Genomic DNA, 11346 nt, shown 5'->3' with positions numbered 1-11346 from the left:
GCTTCACCCTCGGCTCACTGATGAAAGTGCCAAAGTAGTGCTAGGAGGGCAACAGACTACCGGATCAGGATACTTTCTTGTTGCCGCCCGTTCTCTGCTTGAAACAGCCGTGCAGTTTTGGGCGGGGTGAGCAAAAGTGGAATTTTCTGCTTCAAGTTCCATAACAGCTGACTGCACTGCAGAACGTCTCGCCAAACCCATGGGCACTCTGGGGCACATTAACGTCGCAGGGCCGCACGATAGGCGTTAAAATGGTGCTTCTCGGCGACCTCGAGGACGCGGGGCGGCGAGCCCGGGACGATCAGGACGGCATCGACCGTGCGGTGCTCGACCTTGCGCATCTCGTCGGGGAGCTCGAGTCCGATGGGCTCCGAATAGATGCCGCTTCGTTCGACTGCTTGTTGCCATAAAACAGCCGGCAGTTCCTTCAGTCCCTGAGAACCACGCCGCATGCCCTCAACTCAGTCTCGACTTGTGCAACGGAGATAGCGCCCGGCTTGAGCCTGCCACGAAGCATGCGCACGCTCAGCTCTACAAAATAGGTATTGGCCGGTGTCGGTATCCCATGATGCCGCCCGAGCAGCACAATCTCACCATTGAGGTAGTCTGTTTCAATGGACCCGGCGCCACGAGCGAGGCTTTGCGCGGTAGAGCTGCCGGAGCGTTCGACGCCTTCAATCGGTTGGAAGCGCACCAATTGGTCGCGACGGGGATCAGCGCTCCCCACATCCCGCCATGCAATGCCCGCCGCCGTATAGACCGCCTCGGCCTCCGCACGCAGCAGGGCATTGAAGGGCTTGAGATCCCCATTCAGGCCGAAGGCAGCATCAACGATGTTGCCCAGGTTGAGCAGCAGCTTGCCATACTTGCTCTGCATCACGTCGGGTGTGACAAAGGCTGCAATATTGGCAGCTTCCAGGGCCTGAGCAAGACGATCATCGTCCTCATTGCGGCCGCCGGGATAGCGCCCAATATCGAAGACGCCGTGGCGCGGCACTGAAAAGGCACTGACCTCGCCCGGCGCCGAGATGCTGGCGGGCATCATGACCGTCACGCCATGAACCTCGCGAAAGCGCCGCAGGGTCATACGCTCGTTCGTGACGCCGTTCTGGACACAGAATAGCGGCTGCTCGACGGCGCCGGCAGCCCGCAGCCGCTCCAGGGCGCCAAGCGTATCCTGAGTCTTCATCGTCAGCAGGATCATATCATCGCAGCGAAACTCGATCTCGTCGGGATCGGCAACACAGGGGAAATGGGCTCTTGCGGTCTTCTCGGGTGTCCGCAGCAGCAGGCCGCCTTCCTTGATCGCTGCCAGTTGATCGCCGCGGGCGATGCCGATGACCTGCTGACCTGAGAGCGCCAAAGCTGCAGCCACCGTGCCGCCGATTGCGCCGACGCCATAGATAATGATCCGCATGGTGTTCCCATTCATCGCGAGCATCGGGCCAGGCATTTTGGCCCGCTCTTCAGGAGCCATCAAGCCAGCTGAGAAGCCCAACGCTGATTTCAGGCACATAGGTGATAAGCACCAGACAAAACACGATTACACTCACCAAAGGTAGTAGATGGGGCATCATCCGCTCCAGCGAAACGTTGCCCACAGCAGAAGCCGCGAACAGATTGACGCCAAAGGGAGGCGTAATCATCCCCATGGCAAGGTTCACGATCATGATCATGCCAAAATGCACTGGGTCGATACCGAAGCGCATCGCTACCGGGGCAAGAATAGGCGCTATTACTACGATAGAGGCGGATGTCTCAACAAACATGCCGATTAAGAAGAGGAATACATTAACTGCTAGAAGGAAGGCGAGCCCACTTGTGAACGTCTCAACAACCCAGTCTCCGATCATTGCTGGGATCCCGGCACGGGTTAGGACAAACGAGAAAAGCCCTGCCATCGAGATTATGAACATGATGATTGCAGATGCCATTGTTGAGCGCTTGACCACAGCAATAAGGCCTAGGAGGGACAGCTCGCGATAAATGAATACACTGACGAGCAGGGCGTAGAAAACAGCAACCACAGAAGCTTCTGTCGGGGTGAATACCCCTCCGTAGATGCCACCAAGGATGATGACAGGCATCAGCAGTGCGAAAGTTGCTCGTCGTGCGCTCACTAGAATTGGCTTATGGGTAAACCCGCTTGGAACTTCGTGCTTCTTTACGCGAGACCAAGTCCAGACATAGAGGGTCAGTGCACCGGCAATAAGAATGCCAGGCCCAAAACCTGCGATAAAAAGATCTCCCACGGGGGCGCTTGCTGCGACGCCATAAAGGATCATGGGAATGGATGGTGGAATTATCACTCCTAATTCGGCAGATGTCGCCTGCAGCGAAGCCGCAAAGCCTACAGGGTAGTTCTGCCTAACCATCGCCGGAATGAGGATCGCGCCAATAGCGTAGGTTGTAGCTACGCTGGAGCCTGACACGGCTGCGAATACCATACAGACTAGGACACAGGATATGGGCAGCCCGGCGCGGGCGTTGCCCAATAGGCTGTTAACAAGATCGACCAATCGCGAGGATATGCCGCCAGCGGCCATGATGTTCCCGGCCAGGATGAAGAATGGAATAGCCGCAAGTGGAAACTTATCAAGCGCGATATAAGCCTGCTGCGGAACGACAATGAGTGGGAGGTTAGAGAATCCGAGTGTTCCAATGATGCCAGCAAGGCCGATAGCAACGGCAACGGGCACGGCAAGGATCATCAGGACCGTCATGGTCACGATCATGACTGCTAGCATTGCTGCCTCCTAACCAGTGGCTTCCGCTTCGGCAATGGTCTGTTCAGGTGGGTCAACGAGATGGGCAATCAGGCCAAGGATGGATAGGAAAGAGCCCAGTGGTAAAGCTGCGTAAGACCAGGACGCTGAAATTCCAAGACCGGCAATTGTCTGGAATCGCACGCGCCATACGAGCATACACCCGAACCACAGTAGGACGATGAGCAGCGCAAGAGCCGCAAGCGTGATGATGACGTTCAGAATGCGCCTGAACGGCCCGGAACTGAGGCGAAGAAGCATGTCGACCGATATAAGCGTTCCGGCCCGCATTGCGCCGGCGAGCGCTAAATAGGTCATCCAGATCAAAGCGATCTGCACTAAGGGTTCTGACCAGGATGCCGGGCGAAAGAGAATAAATCGCGCTATGACTTGGTAGAGACCTACAAGCGACGCAAGGACAAGCCCCAGACACCCGAGTGCGACAGCAGTCTGAGTGATGCGGCGCTCGACCGTAAGAAAGATCGAGCGCCCATAGAGCAGTGCGGTGCTCATTTGGTATCTTGGATCGCCTTGAGAGTGCTCGCCCCAAAGGTCGTGGCATACTTCTCATAGAGCGGGTCCAATTTCGCTCTGAAAGCTTCCTTATTGACGTCCGTGACAACTGTCATGCCCTGGCTGCGCAAGGTATCGAGGCCGGTCTTGGCAACAGCTTCCACTTCCTTGCGGTTACGAGTCATGGCATTCCTTGCAGCTTCGCTAATGATCTTCTTGTCCTCGTCCTTGAGAGCCTCATAGGCCGACGGCGAGATTAGCATTACCAGAGGCGTAAAGGCATGGTCAGTCAGGCTGATGTATTTTTGAACCTCACCAAAGCGATTGTTGATGATGGCTCCAACAGGATTCTCCTGACCGTCCACAACGCCCTGCTGAAGGGCCGTGTATACCTCGGGAATGGCCATGGGCGTTGGGAGTACGCCAAGCTCACGCCACACTTCAATGTGCATATCGTTCTGTTGTGTGCGAATCTTTAGGCCGTCGACATCCGCCGGTGTCTTAACTGGGCGGACATTATTGGTGAGCTGGCGAAATCCCATACCCCCAAAAGCGAGGCCAACAAGGCCGTTGTTCGGCATCTTATTGAGAACCTCTTGCCCGATTGGTCCTGTGAGGACGGCCTCGGCATGGTCGAAATCTCGAAAGAGGAACGGGATGTCAAAGACCTTTAGCTCGGGCACAAAGTTTGCAACCACTGATGAGCTGACTACTGTCATATCGACCGTGCCGAGTTGCACGCCCTCAACGACCTCACGGTCACCACCGAGTGCTGCGCCACCATGCAGGCGAATGTTGATGCGTCCGCCTGTTTTCGAACCCACCTCCTCAGCAAACTGCCGCATGGCGATTGCCTCGGGGGCCTGCGGCGCACCAATGAAGCCGAGGTTTAGCGTTGTCTGCGCCTGAGCCGAGCTTAAGCTAGGCATTCCGATCACAGCCATACAGGCTGCGGCAAGTAGTGTACGTCGTTTCATTGCTTCCTCCCTTGTGAAAACAACTTGCTCGACCGCTCTATTCAAGCACCCAGTGGTCGGCAATGTATTCTGAAAAATGCTCAACCTTTATCTCAATCCCGAGGCCTGGCCCGTCAGGAATGGTTAGCATGCCGTCGCGATCGGGCTTGGGATCATAGATTGCTGACCGCAACGGATTGTAGCCCATGTCGTACTCGAATAGAGGGGAGGGGACTGATCCGGAACGTGGCGTAAGGATCGAAGAGAACTGGAGTGATGCAAGAAAGTTGATGCCTGTCCCCCATACATGAGGCGCAACCGTCGTTCCAAATGCATCGGCAAGTCCGGAAATCCGCATGGCTTCGGTCAGGCCACCGCAAATTGCAAGGTCAGGTTGGACGATATCGAGTGCGCCGGCGCCTATTATGTCGCGGAAGGATTGCACCCCACAGAACGACTCGCCGCCGGCAAGCGCGAGTGGCAAGAGTTCCGCCAGTCGCTTATATCCCGGCAGATCATCATGTGGGATTGGCTCCTCGAGCCACGAAAGACTAGCATGTTCAACGGCGTGCGCGAGACGGACGGCTTCTCGTACTGAAGAGCCCTCATTCATGTCGGCCATCAGCAATGCACCGTCACCAATAATTGCCCGCGCCTTCGTGATCGCCCACGTATCGCGAGCAAGGGTTGTTCCGACACGGAGTTTCACCGCTCGGAAGCCGGCATTCACGAAACGCTCTACCTCCAGCTCGAAACCGGCATAGCGATCGTCCCCGGCCTGCAGGAAAGGACCACTTGCATAAGCTGTGACGCGGTCACGTATCTTGCCGCCCAACAGGGCATAGATGGGCTTATTGGTGATCTGTCCGAAAACATCCCAGAGGGCAATATCAACAGCGCTGATAGCCATATGCCCTTGGCCGCGACGGTCCGGAATAATCCGCCCGAGCAGACGCGTCTGAATAGCGCGTGGAGTGGTAGGATCAGCACCAAGAATATCTGGCGCCAAAACGGCCTTAATGAAACTGCTAGCGGAAGAAGGGAATGCCCAGGTTTCACCCCATCCAACAAACCCAGACGCTGTTGTCAGCCTTACAAGCAGGGCGGATCGCTTATTGAACATCCGCAAGGAGTTTCCCACAAAGGCCGGAAGATTGCAGGCAAGCTCAAAACCCTCGACCTTGACGACCCTGTGTTCTTGATCCGCCATCTATATGGGCTCCTCCTCCGCCTCTGCACCACATCTTGGGCATTTTGTCTTTGGAGAAGTCGTAATTGATTGCCAAATAGGCGTCCATTAAGAAAACTGGAGATAAATCGATTGGAAATATAAATGAGTCGCGTCACCCTTGCGCAGCTTGAAGCCTTCTACTGGGTCGCATCTCTGGGCTCAGTCGAGAGCGCGGCTCAACGTTTGAATCTATCACAGCCTACAATCTCTTTGCGTCTGAAAGCCTTGGAGGAGGAGGTTGGCCTGTTGCTCTTCGATCGTGTTGGTCGCGGTATCCGGCTTTCTCTGGACGGGCAAGCTCTGTTACCGAATGCAAGGCGAATCTTGGACAATGTTCAGGACTTTATAAGTGATGCTGGCACATCTCAGGTCCGAGGCCGCATTCGAGTAGGAATGGCTGAAGGCTTTGCGTTCATCTGTCTAGCTCCCATTTTAGAGTTGTTACACAAAAACTATCCAGAACTACAACCTGAGTGCGTTATTGCTACAAGTTCCTCTATTGAGCCGGACCTCCATGACCATAAGCTCGATTTAGCGTTTCTGGTGAACGCGACAGAACGAGAGAATTTTACCTTGATACCTCTTGGCGCTCAGGAGACGGGGTGGGTAGCTCCTATCAGCTGGGATCTCCCAGAAACTGTATCTCCCCAGGATCTCGCTCGGCTTCCAATCATCTGTAATCCCCAAGGGAGTATCAACTACTGGCAGGTCAAGAGCTGGTTCGCGGCGGCCGGTATCTTGCCCGCCCGGCTTGATACCTGTTCAAGTGTTGCAATGCTCGCGCATCTAGTCAGCAAAGGCTCAGCTTTAGCTATATTCCCGAGCAAGATGGTTGAGGTGGGACTCACCGCAGGGAGAGTGCGGCTGCTCCAAGCCTCGCCCAGGATTGAGGACGTCCCGATCTATGCAGTCTTCCGTGCTGATAATCAGAGCGCAGCACTCAAGGCATTCATTAAAACCGTGCACCAAGTCCTCGCGGAAATGGATTACCTGCATCGTTAGTGCTCGTTTGAGAATGTCGCAAGGGATCGGATTGGGATAGTCTCGCACCCACATGAGCCGAACAGCCTGTTTAGGACGCCAGTGTGTCACGCCGGATTTTAACGGGTTGCACCGGGATGTAGACGAGCCTCCGGTGCCAGTCGCACCAGCTCGATCCCTCCGGTGTCGGGGCTCCACAGCAGATCGCGCGACGGGGATCGTCGGATACGAGGTAGCGGCACTGCCGCATTCCGACCTTCAGGAGTTTCGTACGCTGTCTGGGGTCTGGCTCTTGCATACAGGTACCTATGGCATGGTGGGGCGGATCAGCGAAGATCCCTAGTCGCGAGATGAACGGCGAGCGCCTCGACACGGAGCAGGTGGCGCATCATTGATTTCTGGTGCGATATCGGAACAAATTAAGAACATTAGTAACGCCGCATGGTCAACGAGGGTTGCTCCGACAACCCTGTGGATATCGGGGAGGAGCACTCGACGCCGCTCGAGATGTCATGTGCTCGTTGTGGTCGAAGCCGCAGCTGGCCACGGCCAGCGCACGTTTGTGATTTGGGATATCCTCGCCATCAACCACTCGCCCAATCAATCCGGGTCGGATCGTGAACCTCCGGCTGCGGCCATCGAAAGACCGTAGGACAGCCCGGTCGCGATGAGCGTCACAGAACCTGCGAAGTGCTACTCGCCTCGGCTCACGACCTTGAGCCGTCGTGCCCGGATGGCCTGAGCAAGGGTCGCCAGGATGACGCGCATAAATGCCGGGCTGAAAACCCCGTAGTGAAACCGCACCGGGTTCAGGGCGACAGGCTCGAGATGGTAGGAGTTCGGCAACTCGTCGCGGTTGCCTTCATCAAGGATGATCCAGGCCGGGCCGTCGCCCTTGAGTCGGAGACGGCGGCGCTCGATGTCCGGAACTTGCACGGCCAGGCGTTCGGGTCCAGGTGGCTGCGTCGTCAGAGGAAACAGCACCACGTCCCCGCCGCTAGCGCCGATGGGAACGACCACACAGACCGGACGAGCCTTCCGGCCTGTCTCCTCGCCGGCAAGAGCCTGCCGCTGCCAGAGATAACGATAGCGGACGACAAGGCCGGTTTCCGGCTCAAGCGTCGCCATTGCCGCCCTCGCGTTCATACTGATCGGCAAGGGCAAGGAGGCCGCCAGCAACATCGTCCGGGATAGTCTCCAAAGTGAAGCCGGTCCGCCTGTTGCCAGTCTTGCTCTGGGTCAGGCTTTCATAGGCCTCGACCGACATCAGGACGAAACGCGGCTTGCGATGGTGGGTCAACAGGACAGGCTCCCGACGGGCGGCATCTGTGATGTCCCCAACCTTCTTGTTGAGGTCGGCCGTAGTGAAGGTGCGCATGAGTTGGATCTCCTGATAGACTCAGCATATCAATAATATCCATATTTTCCATAAAAATTTCAATTCGACTGGTCGATTTCGGAAGGGCTCGCACCCTGTTCGGGAGAGCGGCTAGCCCAGGCGACTGCTCTGCTTGCGGCGCTTGAGCAGCCGCTGGTACCGAGCTGAGCTCGGCACGCAGAATCGTCTCCTTTTCCAGCACCGGCGTTGTCTGCCGATTACGCCTCTGCTCTGCCGTACCAGCCCGGGATCCTGAAACCGACTGAATGGCGCTCGCACATTCCCGAAGCTCGCTGGACGGGCTGTCCGTTGTCCGTACGATCAGGGGCGCCAACCGTGGGAGCGCTTCGATCTCCTGGCCGCCCATGGCAATCAGCGGTGGCTCGAACGCATTCAAAAAGGCGGTCCAGGCTGAGATCGCGGCATTCAAGCATCGTTGGGACTGGATCATCAATCCTCTCGTGGTCGCCGTCGCGCTCGAAGTCATCGTCCGCCCGAATGCAGCGACGCCGGCCGCCGTGCTCCACGACCTAGATGTGAGTTCTGATCAGGTTGTTCCGGCGAGAGCCTGAGCAGGTGTTCGTCGGCCGAGGCTACCATGCGGGTGCTGCTGATTGTACCAGGTCAGCCAGCGCGGCAGATCGGTGACCCGTGCATCCGACGAGCTGAACGGGATGGCATAGGCCCATTCCCGCAGAAGCGTCTGAATGAAGCGCTCAGCCTTGCCATTGGTCTTGGGCGTGTGCGGCCGGGTGCGGATGTGCCGGATCCCGAGCATCCTCAGGGCTTTGCGGAACAGCCGCGTGACGTACCCTGACCCGTTGTCCGTCATCACCCGCTCGAAGCGGGCGAGCTTCTTGATGTCCAGGTGGATCAGCTCGCCAGGGTGCTGGCGCTGATAGCGCACGGGCGGCTGCTTCGGCTCCAGGGCCGTCAGGCGACCCAAGCCACGCCGGGTAAGCCAAGCCGCCACGGTAGAGCGGGCCAGCTTCAGCTTGCCGGCGATCTCGTCTGCCGTGAGCCGGTACTCCCGCCGGAGCATCTCCATCACCCCGAGCCAGTACTCGGCCGTGCGATTGGCAACGGTCTTTGGGCAGGAGGAGCGGTTGGTCAGTCCGCTTGGCCCTTCCGCCTTGTAGCGGGCCAGCCACTTGCGGGCGGTGCGCTCGCTGATGCCAAAGCCTCGGGCCACCGCGCGAACAGGTTGGCCATCTTCGAGGATGCGGCGGATCATTTCCGCTCGACCGAGCCGGGTCGTGCGGGCATTCTGGTGCGGGTTGTTCATTCCTCAGATCCGTCAGGGGTTCGTGTCGCAACGACCACCTTCAGGCTCTCAGACGGGACGAACAGCCTCCTCAGATCCCACACCTAGACAATACCGTCCGTGACTATCTTCTTCCGGGCATCGTTCCCTCATTCGGCACTGTGTCGGACCATCGTTGGACCATCGACTTCGACGAGCTGCAGCGAACCTACCCTAAGCTCGCGGCAGCTTGGGGCCCGAACCCGACGCCTCCGCCTGGGACGAAGCAGGGTGTCACCCGGTGTGAGGCGTGGCGACTACCAGCTGTCGCTGGGGAGCCTGGTTTCGTCAGCGTCGCGCTCGTCTCCGACATGGATGCCAGGAGCGACCTTATGGACCAGGTCGACGAGAGCATCCGGAAGTGGAGCGATAAGATCAGGGAAGACATCCGGCGTCGCCCCTGGCGCATATAAGGGTCGTCGCCGACGATGCACTACGGCCACTCTAGATCGCCTTGGGAGCTCCGCTACGATAGAAATGGATTAGACGAAGGCACAAGCAGGTGGTACAAACAGACCAGCCGCGGGTTGATTAAGCCTTTGATTGTGCTGGAAATAACTGCGCGCTGGCCCAATCCTGTCCTGGGCGCCAACCACTCTCAAAGTGGTTGATCCGCAAAGAGCATCAGAAGGCACATCACCGGCGACGACTGCCACAAGCGTGCCGTTGGACGTAGGCTCCAGCCATCATATTCTCGTCATGGTTCTAGCAAATGAGGATCTTCGGAGAGGAGCCGGATTGATAGGCCAACGCGCTTTTGAGGCGCTAGATCGACGAAGCGAGCCTCAACCACATCCGTGTCTTTCCAAGGACTTGCCTACCGAAAAGACAAACGTCAGCTTCATCCTCAGCCGACCGCCCTCGCAATGCACATCCGCTAAGCGCCTAGCAGCGGCGCGAAAGCGGCAACCCCAGACCCCCCATGTAAGCCAATGAGACCGTAGCGCTATGTTGAGCCAATTACCGAAAACGACGAATGGGAGGGCACGGGCTGGCGTCCTCATGTGGCCTCGCCTACTCGCTTTCGCTTGCGTCCTGCTCCTGATGCCGGCCCAAGCCTTCGCCGGTGCCAGGGAGAAGCTCGCGGCGCTCGCCCCGTCGGGGCTGGTGCTCGTGATGGACGAAAAGGGCAACGAGCTGGTGGCTCAGAACGCTGACAAGCCCTTCGTGCCTGCCTCCGTCGCCAAGATCGTGACCGCCTGGCTGGCGATGGAAGTCCTGGGCGCCGACTACCGCTTCAAGACCCGCTTCTACCTGGGCAGCGACCGGGTGCTCTACATTCGCGGTGGCGGCGATCCCTTTCTGATCTCCGAAGAGCTGGCTCAGCTCGCGCCGGCGCTGGTCGCCGCAATCGGTAAGCAGCCGCTCAACGGCATCGTACTGGACGCGAGCTACTACCCCTCCGACATCTGTATCCCGGGCATCGAGGACACCGACGAGGCCTACGACGCGCTGAACTCCGCGCTCGCGGTGAACTTCAACACGATCCACGCCGTGCGGAAGGGCAAGACGGTCCGCTCCGCCGAGGAGCAGACCCCGATCACGCCGCTCGCTATCAGCCAGTTTCTGACGCGGGGCATCCAGGGTCGCGGTCGCATCAGCCTGACCCAGGATCCCACGGTGGGCCTGCACTATGCCGGCGAGCTGATCGCCGCATTCATCGAGCGGGCGGGCGGCAGCGTCACAGGCAAGATCTCGACTGGAGCCGTGCCTGAGGGCTTGGAGCCGGTCTACGTTCACCACCAATCACGCCCCCTTTCGGAGATCCTTGCCGGGTTGCTCCTCGGCTCAAACAACTACATCGCTAACCAGGTCTTCCTAGAGATCGGTGCGCATCGCTTGGGCGGGCCCGTCAGCCTCAAGAAGTCGCTCCAGGTTGCGAACGAGATGCTCGTCAAGCACGGCCTCGCCGAGTCCATCCAGCTCGAGGAAGGCTCGGGCATCAGCCGCGGCAACCGCTTCACGACCCGCGGCCTTGCCCAATTGCTGCACCTCTTCGAGCCCCATGCCAGCTTGCTCCAGAGCGGCAATGGTGCCCGCTTCAAGACTGGCAGCTTTTCCGGCGTCCGCACCCTGGCGGGCTATGCCGACACTTCGAAGCATGGGCGTGTGCGCTTCGTGATCGCACTCACAAGCAACAACGGTGCGATGCGCTTCCGGCTCCTCAAAGCCATCCAGTCCGAGTTGTAGCCGCAAGGCACGCCCACCGAGCCCAAGCT

General features: G+C 58.3%; 13 protein-coding genes. 3 read left to right on the top strand and 10 right to left on the bottom strand.

Annotation, left to right across the window (positions count from 1 at the left end):
* Positions 1-218: 218 nt before the first annotated feature.
* Genes LG661_RS18070 through LG661_RS18045 form a run of 6 tightly spaced genes read right to left on the bottom strand, consistent with a single transcriptional unit; the run spans position 219 to position 5444 of the window.
* Positions 219-452: a hypothetical protein gene (locus tag LG661_RS18070; protein WP_230533277.1), complete on the bottom strand. Its 234-nt coding sequence runs from the start codon at positions 450-452 to the stop codon at positions 219-221.
* Entirely contained in the window at positions 428-1417 is a 990-nt protein-coding gene (locus LG661_RS18065) for a ketopantoate reductase family protein (RefSeq protein ID WP_230533276.1), read from the bottom strand. Before LG661_RS18065 ends, LG661_RS18070 begins: the two co-directional genes overlap by 25 nt.
* Before the next feature lie 49 nt (positions 1418-1466).
* Positions 1467-2747 carry a TRAP transporter large permease gene (locus tag LG661_RS18060; protein WP_230533275.1) on the bottom strand — a complete coding sequence of 427 codons (1281 nt, stop codon included), beginning with the start codon at positions 2745-2747 and terminating at the stop codon, positions 1467-1469.
* Positions 2748-2756: 9 nt separating this feature from the next.
* A complete protein-coding gene (locus LG661_RS18055) occupies positions 2757-3278 on the bottom strand; it encodes a TRAP transporter small permease (RefSeq protein ID WP_230533274.1) in 522 nt (173 codons plus the stop codon).
* Positions 3275-4255: a TRAP transporter substrate-binding protein gene (locus LG661_RS18050; RefSeq protein ID WP_230533273.1), complete on the bottom strand. Its 981-nt coding sequence runs from the start codon at positions 4253-4255 to the stop codon at positions 3275-3277. Before LG661_RS18050 ends, LG661_RS18055 begins: the two co-directional genes overlap by 4 nt.
* Before the next feature lie 37 nt (positions 4256-4292).
* Positions 4293-5444, bottom strand: a complete 1152-nt coding sequence (locus tag LG661_RS18045; protein WP_230533272.1) for a mandelate racemase/muconate lactonizing enzyme family protein — start codon at positions 5442-5444, stop codon at positions 4293-4295.
* Between the two features lie 123 nt (positions 5445-5567).
* Between LG661_RS18045 and LG661_RS18040 the strand changes: the two genes are divergently transcribed.
* Positions 5568-6467: a LysR family transcriptional regulator gene (locus tag LG661_RS18040; RefSeq protein ID WP_230533271.1), complete on the top strand. Its 900-nt coding sequence runs from the start codon at positions 5568-5570 to the stop codon at positions 6465-6467.
* Positions 6468-6537: 70 nt separating this feature from the next.
* Here LG661_RS18040 and LG661_RS25465 read toward each other — a convergent pair whose 3' ends face one another.
* From LG661_RS25465 to LG661_RS18030, 3 genes are all read right to left on the bottom strand, one after another.
* The gene (locus tag LG661_RS25465; protein WP_407666742.1) at positions 6538-6744 is read right to left on the bottom strand and encodes a GcrA family cell cycle regulator; all 207 of its coding nucleotides are present in this window, start codon (positions 6742-6744) and stop codon (positions 6538-6540) included.
* A gap of 395 nt (positions 6745-7139) precedes the next feature.
* Positions 7140-7574, bottom strand: a complete 435-nt coding sequence (locus LG661_RS18035) for a hypothetical protein (RefSeq protein ID WP_230533270.1) — start codon at positions 7572-7574, stop codon at positions 7140-7142.
* Positions 7561-7824 carry a type II toxin-antitoxin system Phd/YefM family antitoxin gene (locus LG661_RS18030; RefSeq protein WP_230533269.1) on the bottom strand — a complete coding sequence of 88 codons (264 nt, stop codon included), beginning with the start codon at positions 7822-7824 and terminating at the stop codon, positions 7561-7563. The genes LG661_RS18035 and LG661_RS18030 overlap by 14 nt, the downstream gene beginning before the upstream one ends.
* 365 nt (positions 7825-8189) lie before the next feature.
* Here LG661_RS18030 and LG661_RS18025 point away from each other — a divergent pair, with 365 nt between their 5' ends.
* Entirely contained in the window at positions 8190-8396 is a 207-nt protein-coding gene (locus tag LG661_RS18025) for a hypothetical protein (protein ID WP_230533268.1), read from the top strand.
* On the opposite strand, the gene LG661_RS18020 is transcribed toward LG661_RS18025, so the two are convergent.
* Positions 8372-9109 (bottom strand): integrase core domain-containing protein, encoded by a 738-nt coding sequence (locus LG661_RS18020; protein WP_230533267.1) that lies wholly within the window; start codon positions 9107-9109, stop codon positions 8372-8374. The genes LG661_RS18025 and LG661_RS18020 overlap by 25 nt on opposite strands.
* A 1020-nt stretch (positions 9110-10129) precedes the next feature.
* Between LG661_RS18020 and LG661_RS18015 the strand changes: the two genes are divergently transcribed.
* Positions 10130-11317 carry a D-alanyl-D-alanine carboxypeptidase/D-alanyl-D-alanine-endopeptidase gene (locus LG661_RS18015; RefSeq protein ID WP_230533266.1) on the top strand — a complete coding sequence of 396 codons (1188 nt, stop codon included), beginning with the start codon at positions 10130-10132 and terminating at the stop codon, positions 11315-11317.
* Positions 11318-11346: the final 29 nt, after the last annotated feature.

The organism is Microvirga roseola (genome assembly GCF_020866965.1).
GTDB classification, from domain to species: domain Bacteria; phylum Pseudomonadota; class Alphaproteobacteria; order Rhizobiales; family Beijerinckiaceae; genus Microvirga; species Microvirga roseola.
This window is presented reverse-complemented; position numbering and strand designations above follow the sequence as displayed.

Bases quoted from the DNA above. Each gene is read 5' to 3' on its own strand.
- LG661_RS18070 (WP_230533277.1), bottom strand. From the start codon at position 452: ATGCGGCGTGGTTCTCAGGGACTGAAGGAACTGCCGGCTGTTTTATGG.
- LG661_RS18065 (WP_230533276.1), bottom strand. From the start codon at position 1,417: ATGCGGATCATTATCTATGGCGTCGGCGCAATCGGCGGCACGGTGGCT.
- LG661_RS18060 (WP_230533275.1), bottom strand. From the start codon at position 2,747: ATGCTAGCAGTCATGATCGTGACCATGACGGTCCTGATGATCCTTGCC.
- LG661_RS18055 (WP_230533274.1), bottom strand. From the start codon at position 3,278: ATGAGCACCGCACTGCTCTATGGGCGCTCGATCTTTCTTACGGTCGAG.
- LG661_RS18050 (WP_230533273.1), bottom strand. From the start codon at position 4,255: ATGAAACGACGTACACTACTTGCCGCAGCCTGTATGGCTGTGATCGGA.
- LG661_RS18045 (WP_230533272.1), bottom strand. From the start codon at position 5,444: ATGGCGGATCAAGAACACAGGGTCGTCAAGGTCGAGGGTTTTGAGCTT.
- LG661_RS18040 (WP_230533271.1), top strand. From the start codon at position 5,568: ATGAGTCGCGTCACCCTTGCGCAGCTTGAAGCCTTCTACTGGGTCGCA.
- LG661_RS25465 (WP_407666742.1), bottom strand. From the start codon at position 6,744: ATGCAAGAGCCAGACCCCAGACAGCGTACGAAACTCCTGAAGGTCGGA.
- LG661_RS18035 (WP_230533270.1), bottom strand. From the start codon at position 7,574: ATGGCGACGCTTGAGCCGGAAACCGGCCTTGTCGTCCGCTATCGTTAT.
- LG661_RS18030 (WP_230533269.1), bottom strand. From the start codon at position 7,824: ATGCGCACCTTCACTACGGCCGACCTCAACAAGAAGGTTGGGGACATC.
- LG661_RS18025 (WP_230533268.1), top strand. From the start codon at position 8,190: ATGGCAATCAGCGGTGGCTCGAACGCATTCAAAAAGGCGGTCCAGGCT.
- LG661_RS18020 (WP_230533267.1), bottom strand. From the start codon at position 9,109: ATGAACAACCCGCACCAGAATGCCCGCACGACCCGGCTCGGTCGAGCG.
- LG661_RS18015 (WP_230533266.1), top strand. From the start codon at position 10,130: ATGTGGCCTCGCCTACTCGCTTTCGCTTGCGTCCTGCTCCTGATGCCG.